Consider the following 24,533-nt stretch of genomic DNA (forward strand, 5'->3'; position numbering starts at 1 on the left):
CGCCTGATCCACCTTAAAAAACCGCCTGGGGCCGGAGTGGAAGAATGAACGTGAAAGTCGCACACAAGCTGGTCCTGGGATTCGGCGTCGTCTGTGTCCTGACCGCATTGCTGGCGCTCTACCAGATGTCGCGCTTTTCCGACGCGCTGTCGGTGATCATGGCAGTGTCCAGCTACGACACCGAGGCCGCCGACATGGTGGTGTCGGTCGGCAACTATCAGGCGGAGCTGCGCAGCACCCGGGAGGCGGCGTTGAACGCGGTGTCGGTCGCCAATGCCGAGGGGCGGGCCGCCGACATCCCGGCCATCATGGCGCCGATGCGCAGCCAATATGAACAGACCGGGCAGAAGCTGCGCGAGACGCTGGGCAAGCTGCGCTCGATGGTCGCCGAACGCTCGCAGAACAGCGTGACCGACAGCCGCCGCAAGGGCTGGGTGGAGCTGGACACGTCGGTGACCGAGATGAACCGCGCCATCGGCGCGGTGGGCGACGAGGCGCGGACCATCTACACCCTGCTGGAGCGCAATCAGGTCGCCGAGGCGCTCCAGCGCCGCCAGCAGGTGGACCAGCTGCGCAAGGTGATGGAGCAGCGCATCGACGCCGCCCAGACCGCCATCGACCACCTGACCGCCGCCGGCCGCGACGACATCCGGGCGATCTACAACTCCGCCATCCAGTCCTCGGTCATCGCGCTGGTGGCCGTCTTCCTGATCGCGGTGGGGGTGGCCTACACCATCGGCAGCTCGATCACCCGCCGGCTCGGCCGCGCCATCGACTTCGTCACCAAGGTCGGCCATGGCGACCTGACGCAGGAGATCATGATCGCCGGCAAGGACGAACTCGCCGTCCTCGGCCAGCATCTGAACGAAATGGCCGGCCGGCTGAAGTCGATGGCCCGCACCACGCGGGAGACGGCGGAGAGCGTCCACGCCGCCACCGCCCAGATCCGCGCCTCGACCCAGCAGCAGTCGGCCAGCGTCGCCGAACAGCTGGCGGCGGTGGAGCAGACCACGGCGACCCTGTCGGAGATCACCGAGTCCGGCGCCCAGATCAACCGCCGCGCCCAGGACGTCTCCCACGGCGCACAGACGGTGGCGGCCTCCAGCCATTCCGGCATGAAGGCGGTGGACGACACCATCCAGGCGATGGACGCCATCCGCGAACAGGCCGAGGCGGTGGCCGAGAACATCGTCATGCTGTCCGAGCGCACCCAGGCCATCGGCGAGATCATCGTGACGGTGAACGACATCGCCGAGCGCTGCCACCTGCTGGCGCTGAACGCCGCCATCGAGGCGGCGGCGGCCGGCGAGCATGGCCGCACCTTCTCCATCGTCGCCGGCGAGATCAAGAGCCTGGCCGACCAGTCGAAGGAGGCGACCTCCCAGGTCCGCTCCAACCTGTCGGAGATCCAGCACGGCATCAACGCGTCGGTGATGCTGACGGAGGAGGCGGTCAAGCGCGTCGCCGCCGGCAAGCGCCAGACCGACGCCACCCAGTCGACCATCCGCACCATGGCGGAGAACATCCAGGAGAGCGTGCTGGCCTTCCAGCAGATCGTCGCCGGCACCAACCAGCAGCAGATCGGCCTGGAGCAGGTGATCCAGGCGCTCCAGAACATCCGCGAGGCGAGCAGCCAGACGGCGGCCGGCACCCGCCAGCTTGAAGGTGCGGCCGCCAACCTGAACAACCTCGGCCAGGGTCTGGTCGAGGCGGTGCGGAACTATCAGGTGTGACGATGCACCGCCGAGGCCCCTGAATGGACATCCGCCAGCGCCTGCTCGCCGCCTTCGACCTGGAGCACAAGGACCATCTCGCCGCGATCCGCAACGCGCTCCGCGATGCGGAGGCGACGGGCGATGCGCCGGATCTCGTCGACATCCACCGGCGCGCCCACAGCCTGAAGGGCGCCGCCCGCGCCGTTGACCTGCCGGAGGTGGAGGCGATCTCCCACCGGCTGGAGGCCGCCTTCATCGCCGTGCAGAAGGGCGAGATCCCGCTCGATCCCGCCAGCGTCGGCGTGGTGCGCCGGTCGCTCGACGCCATCGAGGATCTGGTCGCCTGGTCGCTCCAGGGCGGCGACGCGGTGGAGACCGCCGGCGTGCTCGCCGATCTCGACGCGCTGGCCGCCGGCCGCAGCGGCGGGCCGGTCCCGGCTGCGTCTCCGGCCCCCGCCCGCGCCGCCCGCCGGCCGCCGGCCGAGCGGGAGCGAGCCGACACCGCCGACAGCGCCGCCCTGGTCCGTATCGCGGCACAGGGGCTGGAGCGCCTGTCGGAAACCGCGTCGGCCCTGCTGCCGGAGGTGGAGGCCCAGGCCGGCCTCGGCGAACAGCTTCGCACGATGCGCCGGGAATGGCGGGCGCTTGACCGGGCATGGCGGCATCTGCGCCTTCAGATCGGCCGCGGCGTCCGGGCGGATGCGGGGGCGGGGGGCGACGCGCTGTCCGACACGCTGCCCAGCGCGCTGGACGGGCGTGGCGCGCTCCCCGCGCTGATGGCTTTCGAGCGCCGCTTCCGCGCGCTCGGCGGCGCGCTCGACAGCGCTCACCGCAGCCACGACCGGCTGTTGTGGTCGATGCGGCGCTGGGGCGGCGGCCTCCAGCAGGACATGCGGCGCCTGCGCATGCTGCCGGCGGAAAACCAGCTGAGCGGCCTGGGGCGCATGGTCCGCGACATCAGCCGGGCCGAAGGCAAGGAGGTCGAGGTCGATGTCCGCGGGCTGGAGGTCGAGGCCGACCGCACCGTGCTGCAACGGTTGAAGGATCCGATTCTGCACATCGCCCGCAACGCCATTAGCCACGGCATCGAGACGCCGGCGGAGCGGCTGGCGCTGGGCAAGCGGCCGGCGGCGCGCGTCACCATCGCCGCCTCGGTCGAGGGCGCGCGCCTGCGCCTGCGCATCGAGGATGACGGCCGTGGGCTGGACCGCGCGGCGATCCTGCGCAAGGCGGCCGAGCGCGGCCTGATCGACGCCGCCGACCTGTCGGCCGGCGCGGAGCTGCCGCAGGAGCGGCTGACCGAATTCCTGTTCCATCCCGGCTTCTCCACCGCCGCCCGGACCACCGAGCTGGCCGGGCGCGGCATGGGCCTTGCCATCGCGCGGCGCGAGGTGGAGCGGCTGCAGGGCAATTTGACCATCGCCGACCGGCCCGAGGGCGGCGGCACCGCGGTCACCATCGAGGTGCCGCTCAGCCTGCTGAGCCAGCGCCTCGTCTTCGTCGCCGTGCAGGACCAGACCCTGGCGATCCCGTCCGCCGACGTGGTCCGCCTGCGCACCGCCACCGCCCAGTCGCTGTTCTCCGGCACCGGCACGCCGATGACCCGCATCGGCGAGGAGGAAATTCCCGTCACCTCGCTGGCCGCCCTCCTGGGCATGGAGGCGCCGGTGGTGCCGTCGGCCGAGCGCGGGCTGTCGCTGGTCGTGGTGCGGGCGGGGGACCGGCGGCTGGCGCTGGCGGTCGACCGCTTCGTCGCCACGCGCGAGACGGTGGTGACGGCGGCGGAGGAGACCGGGCTGGACAGCGGCCGCTATCTCGGCACCGTGCTGATGGACGACGGCGGACCGGCGCTGGTGCTGAACATTCCGGGCCTGATGCCGCTGCCCGGCAGCACTCTGCCGCCCCCGGCCCGCCCTGCCGAAGAGGCGACCCCTGCCCGGGCGCATATCCTGGTCGTCGATGACAGCATCACCACCCGCACGCTGGAAAAGAGCATCCTCGAAGCCCATGGTTATCGGGTGACGCTGTGCGTGGACGGGCGCGAGGCGCTTGAGCGCCTGTCGGAAGGGATGGAGGTTGGCCTGATCATCAGCGACGTCGAGATGCCGCGCATGGACGGCTTCGCCCTGTTGCAGGCGGTGAAGGCGGACAAGCGGCTGGAAGAGATCCCGGTGATCCTCGTCACCTCGCGCGCCAGCGACGAGGACCGCGAGCGCGGCCTGCGGCTCGGCGCCGACGCCTACATCGTCAAGACGCGATTCGACCAGAACGAGCTTCTGGCCGGCATCCGGCGGCTGCTGTGAGCGGCCAGACGAACGGCGGCCCCCTCACCACCGGACCCCGTCGCATCCGCGTGCTGGTGGTCGAGGACAGCCCGGTCATCCAGCAGCTGCTGAGCCACGTCATCAGCGCCGACCCGCGGCTGGAGGTGGCGGGCATCGCGTCGAGCGGTGAGCAGGCGCTGCGCATGATCGAGCGGACGGCGCCCGACGTGGTGTCGCTCGACATCCGCCTGCCGGGCATCGACGGCTTCGAGGTGACCAGCCGAATCATGCGGCAGACCCCGCTGCCGATCGTGGTGGTGGCGTCGGACGTGCGCGACCTCGACATTCCGATGCGGGCGCTCCAGGCCGGCGCGCTGGCGGTGGTGGAGAAGCCGGGCAGCATGGCGCGCGCCGACTACCAGACCGTGGCGCACCATCTCTGCACCCAGCTCGTCATCATGAGCCAGGTGAAGGTGATCCGCCACCGCATCACCGCCCGCGCCGCGCGGTCCGCTTCCGGCATGCCCGCAGGAGTGACCGCGGATGCCCCGTCTCAGGAAGGCAGGCTCCCGGACGAGGCGGTGGCCGCCGACGGCCGGCTCCGGCGCTTCCGCGCGGTGGGGCTGGTCGCCTCCACCGGCGGGCCGGCGGCGCTGGCGAAGATCCTCCGCGATCTGCCGGCCGACTTCCCGCTGCCGGTCTTCGTGGTCCAGCATATGGGCGCGCCCTTCATGGCCGGTTTCGCCAGCTGGCTCGGCACCGTCTCCGCCCTGCCGGTGCGGCTGGGCGAGGCCGGGCTGACCCCGCGGCCGGGCACGGTCTATGTCGCGCCGGGCGACCGGCACCTGCTGGTGGACGGCGCCACGCTGCGCCTGACGGCCGACCCGATGGTGTGCGGCCAGCGCCCGTCGGGCGAGGTGCTGTTCCAGTCGATGGCGCGCGCCTATGGCGCGTCCGGCATCGGCGTGCTGCTGACCGGAATGGGCGAGGATGGTGCCAGAGGGCTGGTGGACATGCGGACGGCCGGCGCCTACACCGTAGCCGAACATGCCTCCACGGCGGTGATCCACAGCATGCCCGGCACCGCGGTGCGGCTGGGCGGTGCGGTGGAGGAGCTGCCCCTCGACCGGGTGGCCGGACGGCTGCTGCAATTGACCTCCGACGATAAGATGGCGTCATGAACGGACAGCGCACCTTGGTTGTCATGGGTTCCCAGACGCAGGGGCTTCTGCTGAAGCTGCTGCTGGAGGAGCGCGGCGTGGAGACGGTCTGCGTCGACGGCGTCGAACCCGCGCTGGCGGAGATCGCCGGCACCCCGCAGGATCTGCTGATCGTCGAGGGCGAGCTTGCCGGCCCGACCGGCCTGGCCGAGCTGCGCGCCCGCACCGACGCCGCCGTCATCGTGCTTGGCCGCGGGGAGGGGGAGAGCGATCCATCCAACCCCAAGGCGGTGGTGGAGGCCGCCTGCACGCTGATCGAGCGGCGCAGCGCCCCGCCGACGGCGCCGGAGATCTTCCACCGCGCCCACATCCTGATCGTCGACGACAGCGCGACCTACCGCGAATTCCTGCGCGCCGAGCTGGAGCAGGAGGGCTGCACCGTCACCGCCGCCCGCAACGCCGACGAGGCGGTGGAGGCGCTGTCCGGCGGCGCGCTCGACTGCGTCATCCTGGATCTCGTGATGCCGGGCACCAGCGGCACCCAGCTCTGCGAAAGATTCGACAGGTTCCGCCGCCGGCGCGGTCTGTTCTTCCAAATCGTCATCCTGACCAGCCAGGACGATGAGGAACAGCTGATGATCAGCCTGAACGCCGGCGCCGACGATTTCGTTGGAAAGGCACAGACGATGGATGTGCTCAAGATCAGGTTGATGGCGCTTCTTCGCCGCAAATACTTCGTCGAGGACCATCTTATCCGTTTGCCGCGTCCTGCACCTTCCGCATAGGAGGGGAGTAGGGCCATCGTTTGATTTCGGAAGCGGGCTTGACCGTTTATTCTCTGCGGGCTTTACGAAACTGTCCGACGGTCCGGCAGGTGCCCATGGCGATCAGCCTCCAGCCCATCCACGAGCCCCCGATCTCCAGGGACGCCGACGCAAGAGACACCGACGCGATGCACCGAACTTCGGCCACCCATAGTTCCCCGACCGATCTCCGCTATCGCGAGTGCCTTGAGAATGCCCGGCGCGTCTGCACGGCCGCGACGGTCCCGACCATGCTGGTGGTCGGCGGGCCGGAGATGGCCGCCGTCCGCTGCAACGAGTCGCTGGCGACCCTGCTGAACCGCCCGCGCGCCGCCGCCCGTGACGAAAGCGGGCCGGGCCTGCTTCCGGGCGGCTGGACCGCGGTGGCCGAGGCGCTGCGCCCGCTCTACCGTGACGGAACCGCCGACAGCCCGGCCTCGCCCCCCGACAGCGTCCGGCTGACCCTGCCCAGCGAACCGCCGATCGGCCTGCGCGCGACGCCGCTGCTGGTCGACGGCCGGGTGGTCGGCGTGCTGGCGACGGCGACGCTGGACGGCGCCATCGCCCAGATGGCCGAGACCATGCGGGCGGAGGTGGCGCGCACCACCGCGGCGCGTTCCCGTTTCCTGGCCTCGGCCAGCCACGATCTGCGCCAGCCCTTCCAGGCGATGCGCCTGTTCCTCGACGCCCTGACCAATCAGGTGGAGGGCAACGCCCGGGCGTCGCGCACCGCCGGCATGCTGGCCAACGCGATGACGGCGGGCGAGCAGCTGCTGAACGCCCTGCTCGACATCTCGACGCTGGATGCCGGTACTGTCGAGGCCGACATGCAGGCGGTGCCGCTCGACGCGCTGCTGCAATCGCTGGCCGACGAATTCCGCCCGCAGGCGGAGGAGAAGGGGCTGCGCCTGCGCGTCCATGTGCCCTGCCGGGCGGTGACCCGCAGCGACCCGGTCCTGCTCGGCCGCATCGTCCGCAACCTGCTGGCCAACGCCATCCGCTACACCCAGCGCGGCGGCATCATGCTGGGCCTGCGCAAGCGCGACGGCCGCTGGCGCATCGAGGTGTGGGACACCGGGTTCGGCATTCCCCAGGACAAGCTGGACGTCATCTTCGACGAGTTCCACCAGCTGACCAACCCGGCGCGCGACCCCACCCGCGGCCTCGGCCTCGGCCTCGCCATCGTCCGGCGCCTGTCGGTCCTGCTGCATGCCCCCATCGACGTGCAGTCGCGCTCCGGCCGCGGCTCGGTCTTCGCCGTCACCGTCGAGCGGCTGGAGGCGGAGGAGGCACCCGTCGAAGCTTCGGCGGCGGTAACCTCGTCCGACCAGGGTGCTGCCGCCGTGCCGCTGGACGGCATGCGCATCCTGGTGGTGGACGACGACAGCATGGTGCTGTCCGGCCTGCTGCTGACCCTGGAAAGCTGGGGCTGCGCCTTCGTCTCGGCGTCCAACATGCGCGAGGTGTTCGCCGCGGTCGACGGGCTGGAAGGCCCGCCCGACGCCATCCTGACCGACCTGCGCCTGCCGGGGAAGGTGTCCGGCTTCGACGTGATCGACCGCGTCCGCAAGCTGTTCAAGACCGACATCCCGGCGGTGGTGCTGACCGGCGAGACCGCGCCCGAATCCCTGCTGGAAGGCCAGCGCCGCGGCTGCGCCTTCCTGCACAAGCCGCTGCACCCCGGTGAGCTGCGCCGCGTGCTGGAAGAGGTGCGGCGGGACGGAACGGCGGGCTGCTGAGCGGTCAGCCCCTCAATCCCGCCCTCAATCCCGGGGCGGGCTTTGCAGGTACAGCACCAAGAGCCGCACCAGGCTTTCCAGCGCGTCGGCATGGATGCGCTCGTAGCCGTGCGAGGCGTCGATGCCGAAGCACACCAGCGCCGTTCGGATGTCGTTGCCGGCCTCGATGGCGGACGCGCTGTCGCAGCGGTAATAGCGGAAGACGTCGCGCTGGTGCGGGATGTTCTGCGCCTGGCACAGCGCGATCAGCGAATGGGTCAGCGCCATGTCGAAGGGGCCGGTGCTGTCGGCCATGGCGATGGTGACGCCGTATTCGCTGCTGTTCTGGCCTGGCGCGGTGGTGCCGTTGTCGATGGTCACCATCTCCGCCACGTCCTGATGCAGGATCGAGGATGCGCCGGACCCGACCTCTTCTGAAATCGTGAACAGCAGATGGCAGTCCACCGGCAGGGCAGCCTTGGCATCGACCACCGCCTTGGCGGCGCCCAGCATCACCGCCACACCCGCCTTGTCGTCGAGATGGCGCGAGACGATGTAGCCGTTCTCCAGGAATTCCGGCTGCGGGTCGATCGACACGATGTCGCCGATGTTGAAGCCGCGCTCCTCCAGGTCGCGCCGGTTGGCGACCGGGGCGTCGACGCGCAGCTCCACCTGCTTCCAGGTGACCGGCTGGCTGTCGACCTCCTTGTTGAAGGTGTGGCCGGACGCCTTCAGCGGCAGGATGGTGCCGCGCCAGGGGCCGCGGTCGGTCAGCACGGTGCAGCGCGCCCCCTCGGCGAAGCGCGACGACCAGTGGCCGATGGGCACCAGCTCCATCCGGCCATTGTCCTTCAGCATCTTCACCTGGGCGCCCAGCGTGTCGACATGGGCGACCAGGGCGCGGTCGGGGGTGGAGCGCACCCCCTTCAGGTCGGCCCGGATGGCGCCGCGCCGCGTCAGCTCATAGGGGATGCCCATCCGCTCCAGCTCGGCGCAGCACAGCCGCACCACGTCGCCGGTGTGGCCGGTCGGGCTCGGCGTGGTCAGCAGCCGGTAAAGAACGTCGGTGACATAGCCCATGTCGATGGGCAGCGGCACGGCCATGGTCGGATTTTCCTCCTGCTGAAAGTCCCCTCTCCCCCCCCGGGGAGAGGGTTAGGGTGAGGGGGGCGCGCGGCGGCCCCTTACCGAGAATCCACGCGGTGCATCCCCCTCACCCCGGCCCTCTCCCCGCTTTCGGCGGACCAAGGGTCCGCCTGTCGCGTCAGCGCAAACAGAGTTTGCGCGAGAGCGGGGGGAGAGGGGGGCTACAGCACCCCCCGCGTCTGCGGGAACAGCAGATCGACGAAGCGTTCCGCCGTCGGCTGCGGTTCGTGGTTGGCGAGGCCCGGACGCTCGTTCGCCTCGATGAAGACATGGCCCGGCCGGTCCGGCGCCTCGACCAGCAGGTCGAATCCCACCACCGGGATGTCCAGCGCGCGGGCCGCCACCGTCGCCACCTCCACCAGTTCCGGGTGCAGGCTGTCGGTTACGTCGTGGATGGTGCCGCCGGTGTGCAGGTTCGCCGTCTTGCGCACCGGCAGCACCTCGCCCGCCGCCAGCACGTCGTCCAAACTCTTCCCGGCGGCGGCGAGGCAGCGGTCGGTCTCAGCGTCCAGCGGGATGTGGCTTTCACCGCCGGTGGCGGCGGCGCGGCGGCGGCTCTGCGCCTCGATCAGCTCGCGCACCGTGTGGCTGCCGTCGCCCGTGACCTCGGCCGGGCGGCGCACCGCGGCGGCCACCACCTTCTTGTCGATGACGATGATCCGCAGATCCTGCCCTTCATAGAACTGCTCCAGCAGCACCGTGTCGCAATGCTGGCGGGCCGACGCGATGGCGCTTTCCATCGTCCCGGCATCGCGCACGTCCACCGTGATGCCGCGCCCCTGCTCGCCGCGTGCCGGCTTGATGACGATGCGGCCATGGCTCGCCAGGAAGGCGGCATTCTCCTCCGCCTCGCCCGCCACCGCCTGGGCCGGGACCTTCAGGCTGGCGCGTTCCAGCACGCGCCGCGTCACCGCCTTGTCGTCGCAACGGCTCATCGCGACGGCGCTGGTCAGCTCGCTCAGCGATTCCCGGCACACCACGCTGCGCCCGCCCCAGGTCAGGCAGAAATAGCCGGCCTCGGCATCCAGCACATCGACGCCGATGCCGCGCCGCCGCGCCTCGTTGACGATGATGGTGGCATAGGGGTTCAGCTGCTCGCCCGGCTGCGGGCCGGTGAACAGCCGCTCGTTGATCGGGTTCTTGGTCTTCAGAGCGAAGGCCGGAATCCGGCGGAAATTCAGCTTCTCATAGAGCCCGATGGCGCTCTCGTTGTCGTGCAGCACCGACAAATCGAGGAAGGCGCGCCCGCGCGCCTGCACATGCTCCGCCACCGTGCGGACCAGCGTCTCGCCGATCCCCGGAAAGGAGGCCTGCGGATCGACCGCCAAGCACCACAGCGAGCTGCCGTTCTCCGGATCGCCATAGGCATGGGCATGGTCCACCGCCGTCACCGAGCCGATGATCTCGCCGGTTGCGTCGTCGCAGGCGACGAAATGGGTCAGCACCCGGCTGTTGCGCGACGCCACCAGGAAGGAGGAGGAGACCGGCACCATCCGCCGCCGGGCATAGATGCGCTGCACCCCCTCGGCATCCTCGCGCGTGCGCAGCCGGCGGACGCTGTAGCCCTTGGGCCGGCGCCGCGACGGCCGGTAGTCGGTCAGCCACAGGCGGAAGGTGTGGGAGGGGTCGAGGAACAGCTCCTGCGGCGCGCGCGACAGGGCGACATGCGGGTCCTGAAGGTAGAAGACGATGTCGCGGGTGCCCGGCGCCTCCTGCCGCAGAGTCTCGATCATGCGGTCGAGATCGTCGAAGGTGTGGGCGAAGATCAGCCGTCCCCAGCCGCAATCGACCGTCACGTCGGCACGCGGCGCGTCGGCTCCGGTCTCCCCCGCCGGCGGCCGGCCGGTGTAGCGGCGGGTGTGGCGCAGGGTGGCGCTGGCGGCGCGTTCCAGCCGGTGCGGTTTCACGCGGGCGTAGCTCATGGGATCCCCCTGGTCGTCGGATGCGGCTCCACGCATTGGCAACATCCGGGAATGCGGATCGGTCCCGCGCCCGAATGCCCCGGCGGAGCGTCTGTCGTTTTGAGGCGCCTGCTTACAGGCCCTGTTCCTGGAACCAGAATTCCAGCAGGGCGACCTGCCACAGCTTCGATCCCCTGAGCGGCGTGATGTGGCGTTCCGGATCGGCCAGCAGCCGGTCGAGATAGTCGCGGCGGAACAGCCCGCGCTGGCGCGCCGACGGGGCGTTCAGCACGTCGCGCACCCGCTCCAGGAACGGACCCCGCAGGTATTTCAGCGCCGGCACCGGGAAATAGCCCTTCGGCCGGTCGATCACCGCCGCCGGCACCACGCGGCGCGCCGCCTCCTTCAGCACATACTTGCCGCCGTCGGGCAGCTTCATCTCCGCCGGGATGCGGGCGGCCAGCTCCACCAGCTCATGGTCGAGGAAGGGCACGCGCGCTTCCAGCCCGGCGGCCATCGTCATGTTGTCGACGCGCTTCACCGGATCGTCGACCAGCATCACCGTGGTGTCGAGCCGCAGCGCCTTGTCCACCGGCCGCTCGGCGCCCGGCATGGCGAAGCGCTGCTCCAGCCAGCGGCGGGAATGGTCCTCGCCGATGAATCTCGGATCCAGCGCCTCGGCCATCTCCGCATGGTCGCGGTCGAAGAAGACGCGGGCGTAGTCGCCGACGGCGTCACGGCTCTCCAGCAGCGGCGGATACCAGTGATAGCCGCCGAACACCTCGTCGGCGCCCTGGCCCGACTGCACCACCTTCACCTGCTTGGCCACCTCCTGCGACAGCAGGAAGAAGCCGATGTTGTCGTGGCTGACCATCGGCTCCGACATCGCGCGCACGCAGTCGGTCAGTTCCGGCAGGGCGCGGGCGCTGTCGACGAAGAGGCGATGGTGGTCAGTGCCGAAATGCTTGGCGACGATGTCGGAATACTGGAACTCGTCGCCGCGCTCGTCGCCCACCGTCTCGAAGCCGATGGAGAAGGTCTTCAGCCCGCTCTGCCCGTTCTCGGCCAAGAGCGCGGTGATCAGCGAGCTGTCCAGCCCGCCCGACAGCAGCACGCCGACCGGCACATCCGCGACCAGCCGGCGGCGCACCGCGCGGGTCAGCGTCTCCAGCACCAGCTCGCGCCACTCGGCGAAGTCGCGGCCCTCGTCGCCGGCCTTCGGCCCGAAGGTCAGCGACCAGTATGTGTGTTCGCGCCGCGTGCCGTCCGGCTCGACCACCAGCACCGTGGCGGGCGGCAGCTTCCGCACACCCTTCAGGATGGTGTGGGGCGCCGGGACGACGGCGTGGAAGCTCATGTAATGGTGCAGCGCCACCGGATCGACGTCGGTGTCGATGCCGCCGGACGCCACCAGGGCGGGCAGGGAGGAGGCGAAGCGCAGGCCGCCGGGAATGTCGGCCAGATAGAGCGGCTTGATGCCCAGCCGGTCGCGGCCCAGCACCACCCTGCCGCTGTCGCGCTCATGGATGGCGAAGGCGAACATGCCGTTCATGCGCTTGACGAAGTCCGGGCCCCAGGCGTGATAGGCCTTGATCAGCACCTCGGTGTCGCCGTCGGAGAAGAAGCTGTAGCCGAGCCCGGCCAGCTCCTCGCGCAGTTCGCGGTGGTTGTAGATGCAGCCGTTGAAAACGATGGCGAGGCCGAGAGCGGAATCGACCATCGGCTGCTGCGATGCCTCGCTGAGGTCGATGATCTTCAGCCGGCGATGGCCGAAGGCGACGCGCCCATGGGCGAACAGGCCATGGCCGTCCGGCCCGCGCGGAGCCAGCCGGTCGCACATGGCCTGCACGGCGGCCGTGCTTGCCGCCTCGCCGGATTTGAAACGAATCTCGCCACTCACTCCGCACATCGGCTGTCGAGCCTCCTCGTTGGTTCAGGACGAAGGGGCGCCAGACCCGTCAAAAGGGCCGAACTGCACCACCGCTACCCGCGTGGAACAACGGCTGGCAGGGCTCAAGGTTCCTTTGGGAGAGCCGTTTACAGCCCGAAGAAGCCGCGCAACCGGGTCAGCAGCGCCTGCGATTCCACCGCCGGCTGCGGTGCGGCGCCCTGCTGGCGGTTGGTTTCGGCGGCGTTGCGGCTCTGGCGCTCGGCCATCAGCTCGGCCAGACGTTCGGCCAGTTCCGGCCGGCGGCGCAGCACCGGGTCCAGGTGGCTCCGCGCCAGCTCGAACACCACGGAGTCGGTGCAGGCGACCACCGAGGCGCTGCGCGGCTGCCCGGTCAGCAGCGACATCTCGCCGAACAGGTCGCCCGGCCGCAGCCGCGTCAGATGCAGCACCCCCGCCCGCTGCCCGTCCATCGGGTCGGTGAAGAACGCAGAGGCCGGGGCGGCGACCTGCACGTCGAACACGCCCTCGGCGATGACGAACAGCGACTCCCCGGCATCGCCCTGGCGGACGGCGGGCGACCCGGCCGGCACATGGATCTGCCGCATCGCCAGGGCCAGCGCGTCGACCTCGTCGTCGTCGAAGGCGTCGAACAGCTCGGTCTGGCGCAGCAGGCCGCGGCGCAGGGTGTCGGTGTCGGGCAAGGCAGGCTGGCGCCGGCGGATCTCCTGCTTGGGCCGGGCCGGCTCGATCCCGGCACGGGCGAGGTTGCCCACCACCGCCGCCAGCACGGAATCGCGCACCAGCGCCACCCGCCCGTAATCGTCCAGCCAGTAGCGCGCCTGATAGGCGATGCCGTTGGGCGTCACCGCCTCCACCACCACGTCGGGCCTTGGGGTGGTCAGCACGCCGTCGGCGCACAGCATGGCCGACAGCAGGATGCGCTTGGCGCGCTCCACCGGCACCTCCTGGTCCAGCAGGATGGGGACCGTGGTGCGGAAGGCCGGGCTGGGGCGGCTGTAATTGACGAAGCGGCTGCCGGCGACGATGCCGTTCGGCACGACGATGGCGGTGCCGTCACCGGCGATCAGCCGGGTGGCGCGCCAGTTGATCTCGTCCACCCGCCCCGACACGCCGGGCGACAGCTCCAGCCAGTCGCCGATGCGGTAGGGGTGTTCGATGTTCAGCGCGATGCCGGCAAAGATGTCGGCGATCATGTTGCGCAGCGCGAAGCCCAGCACGGCGATGGCGACGCCGGAGGTCGCCAGCAGGCCCGTCACCGGCTGCTCGAACACGAAGGCGAGGATCGCCACCACCGCGACGCCATAGACGAAGAAGCGCATCAAATCGGCCAGCAGCCGCGGGATGCGCGGCGGCCGCGGCAGGCCGTCGGGGCCGATCCCGCCGTTGCCGGCCGCCAGCAGGTCGATCAGCCGCGCCCCGCCCCAGGCGGCGACCAGCCAGGCAGTGGACGCGACGGCGATGTCGAACCCGCTGCTGAGATCCGGGCCGACCAGCGGCTCCAGATGGCGGTGCAGCCATGGCTTCGCGGCGGCCAGAGCCGTCAGAAGGGCCAGGACCAGGGCAGGGGCGGACAGACGCCGCAGGGCGCTCATCGACGGGGTTCTCCTCGGCGGCTGGCCTTCGGGGGCCGGGCGAGGGCGACGATGGCACGAGCAGGCGCCGTCCCGTCAAGGGATCAATTCAAACCATCCAGCCCGATCAGGGGCTTGATCTTTCACACCTTCACCACTTGCCTCGTCGCCGGCGGATAGCCCATGACGAAGCCGCGGATCACCGGGTCTGTGCCCGCCACCGTGCCGGCGAACACATAGGCGCGGCACAGCACGGCCAGCGCGGTCTCGGCATCGCCGCTCCCGCGCCGGAAGGCCTCCCCGTCGCGCAGTTCGGCGAACTCGCCCTGCCAGAAGGCCGGGTCGTCCAGCGGGCCGAAATTCATCGCCCAGAAACCGAAGGCCCGTCCCGGCCGCTCCCACCGGCCCAGCATCGCCATGTTGCAGTGCCGCTCATCATGCACAATCCGGTCGTACAATCCGCTGACGGTGTCCGGCTCGCCTTCCAGGACTTGCAGGAAGGTTCCCTCATGCTCCACAAGGAAACCGGTCACGCCCAGACGGCGATTGTTTGCGGAGCTTCGTACGCAAATGTCCGCCAGTGCTGAAAAAGGCAGCAGGGGCACCGCATCGCTTCGGTAGAGCAAAGTCAACATCGGCCTCCTCCGAGTTTTATTGTGCCGATTCTTATAATGATGGTGGAGCGAAAGCCGGCGCGAGATAACCCTTTCTTTCGTCGAATCGTTGACGCACCCAGCGGACATAGTCCGAACCGGATGGACGCTAACGGCAGCTGCGGAAGGTGCCCATATCGAGGTGGAAATGGTTGCGGTGCGCCTCGTTGTAGTCGGGGCCCAGCACCACGTCGAAGAAGCGGCAGGCGCCGTCGCGCAGGTCGCGCAGGAAGGCCGCCTTGCGCCCGTCCGCCCCGCTGCCTTCCTTAGCCTGCCAATCGGCCAGCACGCCGATCCGCGTTCCGTCGGCCAGCACGAAGGCGGCGAGGTCGATGGCGTTGGCGGTCGCATGCTCGCTGCGCCGCCCCTCCGCCCGGCCATAGACGTTGCGGCAGGCATAGGTGCCGAGATGCTCGACCCGTGCCACCCTCTGCCCGAAATGCCGCTGCGCCGCCGGCTGGAGGGCGTTCGCCTCGAACAGGGTCCAGGCGGCGGCCAGCCCGCAGGTGGCGACGAATCCGCTGCTGAACGAGACATCCGACCGCGACACCCGCACCACGCCGCTGAGCGCGCAATTCTCCTCCGACGGGCGGTCGGGCAGGGAGGTGAAGCGCAGGCCGGTTTCGCCCAGCGCCGCCCGGCACTGCTCAGGCTCGCCGGTCAGCCGCGCCAGCTTAAAGCCGGTCAGCCAGTCCGGCTCCGCCCGCAGATCGAGCCGCGCCCAGGGGTCGTAGCGCGGCGGCACCGCGATCAGCCCGGCCCACACGCCCGCCGCCGCGCCGCCCAGCGCCAGCAGGACCAGCAGCGCCACCCACCCCAGAAGCCGCGCCATCGCGCGGTGTCTACCGGTCGAGCAGCCCGTGCCGCCGGTGCCAGTCCTCCAGCGACTCCTCCGGATAGCGGGCGAACTGCACATCGTTGGGGCCGTTCGGCACCTCCACCCACGGCGCCTTGAAGTCCAGCATGATGTGGACCCGCTCCGGCGGGGTCGGCAGCGGCGTGTCGATGGCCGAGGCGAAGGGATGGACCAGCTCCGGCCAGGCCGGATCCTCCGCCCACAGCGCCGTGCCGCAGTGCTTGCAGAAATGCCGGTGCGACGGGCCAAGGTGGGTCTGGCCGGGACGGTCGGGGTCCTCGATCGGCGCCCGCCACGTCGCCACCGCCTCGCGCCCCTCGACCTCAAGCGTGTCGGCATCGCCGCCGAGATTGATGGCATATCCCCCGCCGCCGGCACTCTTGCGGCAGATGGTGCAATAGCAGCGCATGTAGGGGACCGGCGTCGGCGAGTTCAGCGTAAAGCGAACGGCGCCGCAGCGGCAGGAACCGGACAGTTTCATGGCAGGGGACTCCGCGATTCGAGTGCGTTCCTCCGCACCAGATGGGGCGGCCGCCGCTGTTTGACAGCATCCGCGGTGGTGAAGTTTTCGGTGGAACTTCTGGACGGAACTTCCCGGAGGAACGCGGCGGAAGGGCTGCTGTTACCTCCGGGATCCCTTTTGCGGAACCACCTGCCAGCAGTCGGAGCGGTCATGTCCCAGCCAACAGGTCCAGCCTTCCAGGGCCACGCCCAAAAACAGCCGGCGCCGCCGCCGGACGCCATGGAGGTCAGCCTGACCATCAATGGCAGCCGCAAGACCCTGCACGTCGCCCCCTGGACCAGCCTGCTCGACGCCTTGCGCCTGCATCTCGACCTGACCGGCACCAAGAAGGGCTGCGACCATGGCCAGTGCGGCGCCTGCACCGTGCTGGTGGACGGCCGCCGCATCAATTCCTGCCTGACCCTGGCGGTGATGGCGGAGGGGCGGACGGTGACGACCATCGAGGGCCTTGCCAGCGGCGACGCGCTCCACCCGCTGCAGGAGGCCTTCGTCGAGCAGGACGCCTTCCAGTGCGGCTATTGCACCCCCGGCCAGATCTGCTCGGCGGTCGGCCTGCTGGAGGAGGGGCACGCCAAGTCCGACGACGACATCCGCGAACTGATGAGCGGCAACCTCTGCCGCTGCGGCGCCTATCCCAACATCGTCGCCGCCATCCGGCAGGTGATGGACGCGCAGCCGGCAGCCAACGACGGAGGCGCGTCATGAGGGCCTTCTCCTACGACCGTCCCGACAGCGTCGATGCGGCCTTGCGCGGCGTCGCCGGCCAGCCCGGCACGACTACCGAGGCGGCGGTGAAGTTCGTCGCCGGCGGCACCAACCTGCTCGACCTGATGAAGGCCGACGTGATGCGGCCGGAGCGTCTGGTCGACATCTCCCGCCTCGGCCTCGATCGCATCGAGGACACCGACGACGGCGGCCTGCGGCTCGGTGCGCTCGCCCGCAATGCCGACACCGCCTATGACGCGCGGGTGCAGGCGCGCTATCCGATGCTGTCGAAGGCGATCCTGGCCGGCGCCTCGGCCCAGCTGCGCAACATGGCGACCAATGGCGGCAACCTGCTGCAACGCACGCGCTGCTATTACTTCTACGACACCGGCACCCCCTGCAACAAACGGGAGCCGGGGACCGGCTGCGGTGCGCTGACCGGGGTCAACCGCATCCACGCCATCCTGGGCGCCAGCGACAGCTGCATCGCCGTCCACCCGTCAGACATGTGCGTGGCGCTGGCGGCGCTCGATGCCGTGGTCCGCGTCAGCGGCCCCAAGGGCGAGCGCACCATCCCCTTCGCCGACTTCCACCGCCTGCCCGGCGACACCCCGCACATCGACAGCAGCCTCGCCGCCGACGAGCTGATCACCGCCATCGACCTGCCGGTGCAAGGCTTCGCCGACCACTCGACCTACCTGAAGGTCCGCGACCGCGCCTCCTACGCCTTCGCCCTGGTGTCGGTCGCCGCCGCCCTGAAGATGGATGGCCAGACGATCCGCACTGCAAGGCTGGCGCTCGGCGGCGTCGCCCACAAGCCCTGGCGCGACCCGGCGGCGGAAGCCGAACTGACCGGCAAGCCCGCCTCGCTGGAGACTTTCCGCGAAGCAGCACGCGTCCTGCTGCGCGATGCCAAGGGCCAATCCCACAACGCCTTCAAGATCGGACTTGCCGAGCGCGCCATCGTCCGGGCGCTGGCCGAAGCCGCCGGAGTGGAGCACTCATGATCGCCAAACCGACCATCCCCGCTCCGCTCGACCGTCCCGGTTCGCAGATCGGCAAGCCCGTCAGCCGCGTCGACGGCCGGCTGAAGGTGACCGGCGGCGCCAAATACGCGGCGGAGTTCAACACGCCCGGCCTCGCCCACGGCTATATAGTCTCCAGCGCCATCGCCCGCGGCCGCATCCTCGCCATCGACACCGCGAAGGCGCTGGCGCTTCCCGGCGTTCTCCAGGTCTTCACCCACGAGAACCGGCCGAGCCTGCCCTGGTTCGACCGCAAGTGGAAGGACGACGACGCGCCGAAGGGCTCGCCCTTCCGCCCGCTCTACGACGCGACGATCCACCATGCGCTCCAGCCCATCGCCCTGGTGGTGGCGGAGAGCTTCGAGCTGGCGCGCTACGCCGCCCGCCTGATCCATGTGACCTACGAGGCGGACGAGCACCAGACCGACCTGCGTGCGGCCAAGGCCGACGCCTTCACCCCCGGCAAGGACAAGGGCGGCTTCCAGCCCCCGCCCAAGCCGCGCGGCGACGCCGACCGGGCGCTGGCCGAGGCGGAGGTCAGCGTCGACCTGAACTTCTCCCAGGCGGTCGAGCATCACAACCCGATGGAGATGCACGCCTCCACCGTCATCTATCACACCGACGGCAGCCTGACTGTCCATGACAAGACGCAGGGGCCGATCAACACCCAGACCTATGTCTGCAACGTCTTCGACCTGTCGAAGGATTCGGTGCGGGTGATCTCCCCCTTCGTCGGCGGCGCCTTCGGCTCGGGCCTGCGGCCGCAGCACCAGCTGTTCATGGCGGTGCTGGCGGCGACCGCGCTGAAGCGCTCGGTCCGGGTCGAGCTGACGCGCCCGCAGATGTTCAGCTTCGGCCACCGCCCGGAAACGCTCCAGCGCGTGGCGCTGGGGGCGAAGAGGGACGGCACCCTCACCGCCGTCATCCACGAGGCGGTGCAGGAGACCTCGCAGACCGAGAACTATGTCGAGGTCGTCGTCAACTGGTCGGGCCAGCAATACAAATGCGACAATGTCCGGCTGGACTACAAGCTGGCGCGGATGGACACCCACACCCCGCTCGACCAGCGCGCTCCCGGTGCCGCCATCGGCGTCCCGGCGCTGGAGATCGCCATGGACGAGCTGGCGGCCAAGCTCGGCATGGACCCGCTGGAACTGCGGCTGAAGAACTACACCGAGGTCGATCCCAACACCGGCAAGCCCTTCTCCAGCAAGGAACTGCGCGCCTGCTTCCAGCAGGGTGCCGAACGCTTCGGCTGGCACAAGCGCAGCCATGCCCCCCGCTCGATGCGCGAGGGCCGGCAACTGGTCGGCTGGGGCATGGCGACCGGCGTGTGGGACGCCATGCAAGGGCAGGCGGTGGCGTCGGCCAAGCTCGGCATCGACGGCACGCTGACGGTGGGCAGCGCCACCGCCGACATCGGCCCCGGTACCTACACGGCGATGACGCAAATCGCCGCCGACATCCTGGGGCTGCCGATTGAGAAGGTGTCCTTCCAGCTCGGCGACACCAACCTGCCGATGGCGCCGTTGCAGGGCGGGTCCTGGACGGTGTCGTCGGTCGGCTCGGCGGTGAAGGCGGTCTGCGACCGGCTGCGCGACAAGCTGGCCGGTCTGGCGGCCGGGCTGAACGACGGTCCCCTGAAGGGGCTGAAGGCCGACGACCTGACCTTCGCCGACGGCTTCCTGATCGCCAAGTCAGACCCGTCCTGGCGCCTGTCGATCACCGAGGTGATGCGCGCCAACGATCTGCTGGTGCTGGAGGACGAGGCGCGCTCGGTCCCCTATTACAAGTCTCAGATGAAGCATGCGCTCGGCACCCACTCCGCGATTTTCGCCGAGGTGCGGGTGGACGAGGATCTCGGCACCGTGCAGGTGACCCGCGTGGTCAGCGCGGTGGCCGCCGGCCGCATCATCAATCCCAAGACGGCGCGCAGCCAGATCCTGGGTGCGGTGGTGTGGGGCATCGGCATGGCGCTGGAGGAGGAATCGATGATCGACCAGCGGCTGGGCCGCTTCATGAACCACGATTTCGGCGAGTACCACATCCCGGTGAACGCGGACGTCCACGACATCGACGTCATCTTCGTCGAGGAGCATGACGACATCGTCAACCCGCTGGGTGCCAAGGGTGTCGGCGAGATCGGCATCGTCGGCGTCCCCGCCGCCATCGCCAACGCGATCCATCACGCGACCGGCAAGCGCCTCTGCGACCTGCCCATCACGCTGGATAAGATTTTGGAGGCTTGATCATCAAAGAAGTCCCCTCTCCCACACCGGGAGAGGGGACAACCTGTCACCTTCGCGGCTGCCGGCAGACCCGGCAACCGCTAAAAAACTCCGACATCACCCCATGATGTTCTCGTCCGCCATGCGGCGAGGCATGTCGGTTTCGTGCTGGCGGTCCTGCTTCGGCGCCTTGGTGACGCTGAAGCCGATACCCGACAGCAAAAGAACGCCCAACGAGGCGACGGTGACGATGTTGCAAAGCATAGCGACAGACCCTTTCCCTAACCTCTTTCGGCCGCCCGGTTCGATGGGCAGCCAGACCCTTATTGTGCGGTCTCCTGGGCAATAGACGCCGGGAGCCGTTTCTTTCTTCCGTGGGCCAAGCCGGGACGAGGAAAAAATATTCGTCCGCTGTTCGGACTGTATTTGCTTCCAACACCTTGCCGGCACAGGCCTTGCGGAGCGGTCAGATAGTCCCGCAGCTGCGAACTGGCAATGGAAGCCGGCGACATATCCGCGCAGCTCTGGTTAACAAAATTGTCATGGCAGCGCGTGGGGTGGGGCCTCATCCCCTCTCCCCCCCGGGGAGAGGGTTAGGGTTAGGGTGAGGGGGGCGCGTGGCGTGCCTTATGCGGCTGAGCGGCACCTCGCTTCTTGCCGATCCACATCATGCATCCCCCTCACTCCGACCCTCTCCCCGCTTTCGGCGGACCGGAGGTCCGCCTGTCGCGTCAGCGCAAACCTCGTTTGCGCGAGAGCGGGGGGGAAAGGGAGATTTCTGGCAAAATACAGGACTCGCCTGATGCCCCCCGCAGGGTCACTGTCACCTTCAGTCCCTTGCCCTCGGCCCCGGCATCCAGCCGGACCGACGCCTCCAGCCGGTCGGCGAGGGCGCGGACGATGGCAAGCCCCAGCCCGCTGCCGGTGCGCGGCGGCTCGCCCGGACGGTCCAGGCGGTAGAAGCGTTCGAACACCCGCCCGCGCTCCGCCTCCGGGATGCCGGGGCCGTCGTCCTCGACCTCCATCACCGGCCCCTCTCCGACCCGCACCGTCACCGTGCCGCCCGGCCGGTTGTAGCGGATGGCGTTGTCCAGCAGGTTGCCCAGAAGCTCCCCCACCAGCACGGCGTTCCCGGCGACCCGCAGGGCGGTCCCGTCCTCCGGCCCTTCAAAGCGCACCTCGACATCCTGGGCCAGCGCCGCCGGCACCTGCTCGGCGGCAACCTCCATCGCCACCTGCATCAGGTCGGCGACCTCGGGGGCGGCGGGAACCGCCGGTGCATCCTCGTCGGCGCGGGCCAGCGCCAGCAGCTGGACCAGCAGCCGCTCCAGCCGCTTCACCGCTCCGTCGACGTCGTCCAGCGCCGCGCGCCCCTCGGCGCTGTCGGTGCCGTAGCGGCGCAGCAGGGCCAGATGGGTGCGCAGCACCGCCAGCGGCGTGCGCAGCTGGTGCGAGGCGTCGGCTGTGAAGCGCCGCATCGTGCCGATGGACTGGTCCAGCCGGGCCAGCAGCCCGTTGATGGCGACCACCAGCGGCAGCACCTCCGCCGGCACCACCGCCAGCGGCAGCGGCACCAATGCCATTCCCCCGCGCGCCGAGCGGGCATCGATCACCCGGCGCAGCCGCTTCAGCGGCGCCAGCCCGCGCCCGACCGCCCCCCACACCAGCATCCCGCTGCCGCCGACCAGCGCCACCTCCAGCAGGGTCAGCCACAGCAGCAGGTCGACCTCCAGCGTGCGCCGTCCCGCTGTCGTCTCCGCCACCTGGACCAGCACCGGCTGCGGCACGCCGTAGAGCCGCCGGACCTGTGCCGCCACCCGCACCGGATGGCCGTGATAGGAGGCATCGCGGAACACCGTGACGTTGGTCGGCATCGCCTGGATGTCCGGCAGCGGCAGGTCGAGATAGCCGGTGATCACCCCGCCCTCATGGGCGACGTTGTAATAGATGTTGTCGCGGGCCTGGCTCTCCAGCATGCCGAAGGCGACCGCCGGCAGGTCGACCGTCACCTCGCCGTCATCGTCCCCCACCGCCAGCCGCTCGGCGATGGCCAGCGTCGAACCGGCGAGCAGCCGGTCATGGGTCGATTGCACGAAGCCATGGATCAGCGCCGACCCGCCGACGCCCAGCCCCACCGCCAGAGCACCCAGCGGCACCAGCAGCCGGGTCAGCAGCCGGCGGCGCAGGGATGGCACCCGCTCCGGCCGGCCCACCCGAATGGCCGCCATCAGGGATTTTCCATCAGATAGCCCAGCCCGCGGATGGTGCGGATCTGCGGCCCGTCCGGCTCCAGCTTCTTGCGCAGCCGGGCGACATACAGCTCGATGGCGTTCGGCGCCACCGGCTCGTCGAAGCCGAACACCTCGCCGGCCAGCCGGTCCTTCGGCACCACCTTGCCGGCCCTGGTGATCAGCCCCTCCAGCACCGCCAGCTCGCGCTTGCGCAAATCCAGAGCCCGGCCGTTCAGCGTCACCGTCGCGGTGGAGCGGTCGTAGCGCAGGGCGCCGCAAACCAGCTCCGGCACCGGCGTGCCTTGGCCGCGGCGCACCAGGGCGCGCACCCGCGCCTCGAACTCCGCCGGGTCGAAGGGCTTCAGCAGGTAATCGTCGGCGCCCAGGTCCAGCCCCTTCACCCGGTCGGCCACCGCCTCCCGCGCGGTCAGGATCATCACCGGCACGGTGGAGCCGCGGCGGCGGATGCGGGTCAGCACCTCGAACCCCGACAGGTCGGGCAGGCCCAGGTCCAGCACCACCAGCCCATAGGGCTCCGCCCGCTCCAGCCGCACCGCGTCCTCTCCCGACGCGACATGGTCGACGGCATAGCCGGCCAGCTTCAGCCCGCCGGTCACCCCGCGCGCCAGCGCGGCATCGTCCTCCACGATCAGGATGCGCAAGGGTGCCGCCTATCATCCGAATGGGCTATCATCCGACCGCACCTGTTCAGTTCCACCAACAATTTTCATCCGCGACAGATTGGCGACAGGTTGATTGCCTATAGTCACGGCAAATCCGCTTGTAAGCCCAACCAACCCGGCCCGCAACGGCGCCGTGGAAACCAACCGCAGGAGAGGAAGAGATGCGCACCAAACTGGCCCTTCTGGTCGCGACAGCCCTGACCGTCGCCGTGCCCGCCTTCACCGCCGGCACCGCCCAGGCGCAGTCGGTTCCCGCCGGCTACGACCCCGCCTATGCCAAGATCATCGAGGCGGCGAACCAGGAAGGCGCGCTCAGCATCTATTCCGCCACCGACGCGGCCGCCGTGTCGGAACTCCTGAAAGGGTTCGAGGCGCTCTATCCCAAGGTCAAGCTGGAATACGCCGACCAGAACTCGACCGAGATGTACAACCGCTTCATCAGCGAGGCGGCGGCCAACACCGGCACCACCGACCTGATGTGGTCGTCGGCGATGGACCTGCAGATGAAGCTGGTCAACGACGGCTACGCCCAGTCCTACACCTCGCCCGAATCGAAGAGCATCCCCGACTGGGCCAACTATAAGAACGAGGCCTTCGGCACCACCGCCGAGCCCATCGTCTTCGCCTACAACAAGCGCGTGGTGCCCGCCGCCGACGTGCCGAAGACCCACGCCGACCTCGCCAAGCTGCTTGCCGAGAAGCCGGATGCCTACAAGGGCAAGGTCACCTCCTACGATCCGGAGCGCAGCGGCGTCGGCTTCCTCTACATCACCCAGGACGTGCAGGCGAACAAGAGCACCTGGGATCTGGTGAAGGCGATGGGCCAGACCGGGGTGAAGCTCTACACCTCCTCGGGCGCGATGATCGAGCGCCTGACCTCGGGCGAGCACACCATCGGCTACAACATGATCGGCTCCTACGTCTACGAGCGCCAGCACAAGGACCCGGAGTCGCTCGGCATCGTGCTGCCGTCCGACTACACCATCGTGATGTCGCGCATCGCCTTCATCCCGAAGGGTGCCAAGCACCCGAACGCCGCCAAGCTGTTCCTCGACTATCTGCTGTCGAAGCAGGGCCAGCAGGCGATGCAGGCCCGCTACATGGGCTCGATCCGCACCGATCTGGCGAGCGCCAACCCGACCGCCGGCATCCCGGAAAGCACGCTGCGCCCGATCCATGTCGGCCCGGAACTGCTGACCTACCTCGACCAGGTCAAGCGCCTGAAGTTCCTGAAGGACTGGCAGAAGGCCCTCCAGGGGAAGTGATTTAGCACCTCTCTCTCCCTGCGCTTAGTCCCCTCTCCCCCCCGGGGAGAGGGTTAGGGTGAGGGGGATGCGTGGCGTGGCTCAGTTCGCCGGAAAACGCCCCGCGTCCCCCAAAATCCACCCCACGCCTCCCCCCCCCCCCCCCCCCCCCCCCCCCCCGGGGGGGGGGGGGGG

Annotated in this window: 19 protein-coding genes; 9 read left to right on the forward strand and 10 right to left on the reverse strand. The window is 69.7% G+C overall.

What is annotated here, in order from left to right; translation table 11 throughout:
• Positions 1-44 precede the first annotated feature (44 nt).
• The 5 genes from TSH64_RS30410 (at position 45) to TSH64_RS30430 (ending at position 7,681) form a co-directional block, all read left to right on the forward strand.
• The gene (locus tag TSH64_RS30410) at positions 45-1,733 is read left to right on the forward strand and encodes a methyl-accepting chemotaxis protein (protein WP_109450814.1); all 1,689 of its coding nucleotides are present in this window, start codon (positions 45-47) and stop codon (positions 1,731-1,733) included.
• Between the two features lie 23 nt (positions 1,734-1,756).
• On the forward strand, positions 1,757-4,018 hold the full coding sequence (locus TSH64_RS30415; protein WP_109450816.1) for a response regulator: 2,262 nt from the start codon (positions 1,757-1,759) through the stop codon (positions 4,016-4,018).
• Positions 4,015-5,160, forward strand: coding sequence for a chemotaxis-specific protein-glutamate methyltransferase CheB (cheB, locus tag TSH64_RS30420; protein WP_247873228.1), 1,146 nt, complete (start codon positions 4,015-4,017; stop codon positions 5,158-5,160). Before TSH64_RS30415 ends, cheB begins: the two co-directional genes overlap by 4 nt.
• A gap of 23 nt (positions 5,161-5,183) precedes the next feature.
• Entirely contained in the window at positions 5,184-5,924 is a 741-nt protein-coding gene (locus tag TSH64_RS30425; protein ID WP_247873229.1) for a response regulator, read from the forward strand.
• 95 nt (positions 5,925-6,019) lie between these two features.
• Positions 6,020-7,681 (forward strand): hybrid sensor histidine kinase/response regulator, encoded by a 1,662-nt coding sequence (locus TSH64_RS30430; RefSeq protein ID WP_109450820.1) that lies wholly within the window; start codon positions 6,020-6,022, stop codon positions 7,679-7,681.
• A gap of 24 nt (positions 7,682-7,705) precedes the next feature.
• On the opposite strand, the gene TSH64_RS30435 is transcribed toward TSH64_RS30430, so the two are convergent.
• The 7 genes from TSH64_RS30435 to TSH64_RS30470 form a co-directional block, all read right to left on the reverse strand.
• Positions 7,706-8,764 (reverse strand): osmoprotectant NAGGN system M42 family peptidase, encoded by a 1,059-nt coding sequence (locus TSH64_RS30435; RefSeq protein WP_199237701.1) that lies wholly within the window; start codon positions 8,762-8,764, stop codon positions 7,706-7,708.
• A 203-nt stretch (positions 8,765-8,967) separates the two neighbouring features.
• Positions 8,968-10,728 (reverse strand): N-acetylglutaminylglutamine synthetase, encoded by a 1,761-nt coding sequence (ngg, locus tag TSH64_RS30445; protein WP_109450822.1) that lies wholly within the window; start codon positions 10,726-10,728, stop codon positions 8,968-8,970.
• A gap of 112 nt (positions 10,729-10,840) precedes the next feature.
• A complete protein-coding gene (locus TSH64_RS30450) occupies positions 10,841-12,616 on the reverse strand; it encodes an N-acetylglutaminylglutamine amidotransferase (protein WP_109450824.1) in 1,776 nt (591 codons plus the stop codon).
• Positions 12,617-12,744: 128 nt separating this feature from the next.
• Positions 12,745-14,211: a mechanosensitive ion channel family protein gene (locus tag TSH64_RS30455; protein WP_109450826.1), complete on the reverse strand. Its 1,467-nt coding sequence runs from the start codon at positions 14,209-14,211 to the stop codon at positions 12,745-12,747.
• 122 nt (positions 14,212-14,333) lie between these two features.
• Positions 14,334-14,825: a BLUF domain-containing protein gene (locus tag TSH64_RS30460; RefSeq protein WP_109450828.1), complete on the reverse strand. Its 492-nt coding sequence runs from the start codon at positions 14,823-14,825 to the stop codon at positions 14,334-14,336.
• Between the two features lie 127 nt (positions 14,826-14,952).
• Positions 14,953-15,675 carry an extensin family protein gene (locus tag TSH64_RS30465; RefSeq protein ID WP_109450829.1) on the reverse strand — a complete coding sequence of 241 codons (723 nt, stop codon included), beginning with the start codon at positions 15,673-15,675 and terminating at the stop codon, positions 14,953-14,955.
• A gap of 10 nt (positions 15,676-15,685) precedes the next feature.
• Entirely contained in the window at positions 15,686-16,180 is a 495-nt protein-coding gene (locus TSH64_RS30470; protein WP_109450830.1) for a GFA family protein, read from the reverse strand.
• A gap of 261 nt (positions 16,181-16,441) precedes the next feature.
• On the opposite strand from TSH64_RS30470, the gene TSH64_RS30475 reads away from it, so the two are divergent.
• The 3 genes from TSH64_RS30475 to TSH64_RS30485 are packed head-to-tail and all read left to right on the forward strand — an operon-like array spanning position 16,442 to position 20,201.
• Positions 16,442-16,927 (forward strand): (2Fe-2S)-binding protein, encoded by a 486-nt coding sequence (locus TSH64_RS30475; protein ID WP_199237838.1) that lies wholly within the window; start codon positions 16,442-16,444, stop codon positions 16,925-16,927.
• Complete coding sequence (locus tag TSH64_RS30480) at positions 16,924-17,934, forward strand: xanthine dehydrogenase family protein subunit M (RefSeq protein WP_109450832.1); 1,011 nt, start codon at positions 16,924-16,926, stop codon at positions 17,932-17,934. The genes TSH64_RS30475 and TSH64_RS30480 overlap by 4 nt, the downstream gene beginning before the upstream one ends.
• Complete coding sequence (locus tag TSH64_RS30485; RefSeq protein WP_109450833.1) at positions 17,931-20,201, forward strand: xanthine dehydrogenase family protein molybdopterin-binding subunit; 2,271 nt, start codon at positions 17,931-17,933, stop codon at positions 20,199-20,201. The genes TSH64_RS30480 and TSH64_RS30485 overlap by 4 nt, the downstream gene beginning before the upstream one ends.
• 96 nt (positions 20,202-20,297) lie before the next feature.
• Here TSH64_RS30485 and TSH64_RS36045 read toward each other — a convergent pair whose 3' ends face one another.
• From TSH64_RS36045 to TSH64_RS30500, 3 genes are all read right to left on the reverse strand, one after another.
• A complete protein-coding gene (locus tag TSH64_RS36045; protein WP_167421730.1) occupies positions 20,298-20,444 on the reverse strand; it encodes a hypothetical protein in 147 nt (48 codons plus the stop codon).
• Between the two features lie 467 nt (positions 20,445-20,911).
• Positions 20,912-22,408: a sensor histidine kinase gene (locus tag TSH64_RS30495; RefSeq protein WP_109450834.1), complete on the reverse strand. Its 1,497-nt coding sequence runs from the start codon at positions 22,406-22,408 to the stop codon at positions 20,912-20,914.
• Positions 22,408-23,073 carry a response regulator transcription factor gene (locus tag TSH64_RS30500; RefSeq protein ID WP_109450835.1) on the reverse strand — a complete coding sequence of 222 codons (666 nt, stop codon included), beginning with the start codon at positions 23,071-23,073 and terminating at the stop codon, positions 22,408-22,410. Before TSH64_RS30500 ends, TSH64_RS30495 begins: the two co-directional genes overlap by 1 nt.
• 182 nt (positions 23,074-23,255) lie before the next feature.
• On the opposite strand from TSH64_RS30500, the gene TSH64_RS30505 reads away from it, so the two are divergent.
• Positions 23,256-24,359, forward strand: coding sequence for an ABC transporter substrate-binding protein (locus TSH64_RS30505; RefSeq protein WP_109450836.1), 1,104 nt, complete (start codon positions 23,256-23,258; stop codon positions 24,357-24,359).
• Positions 24,360-24,533 lie beyond the last annotated feature (174 nt).

The organism is Azospirillum sp. TSH64 (assembly GCF_003116035.1).
Classification (GTDB): domain Bacteria; phylum Pseudomonadota; class Alphaproteobacteria; order Azospirillales; family Azospirillaceae; genus Azospirillum.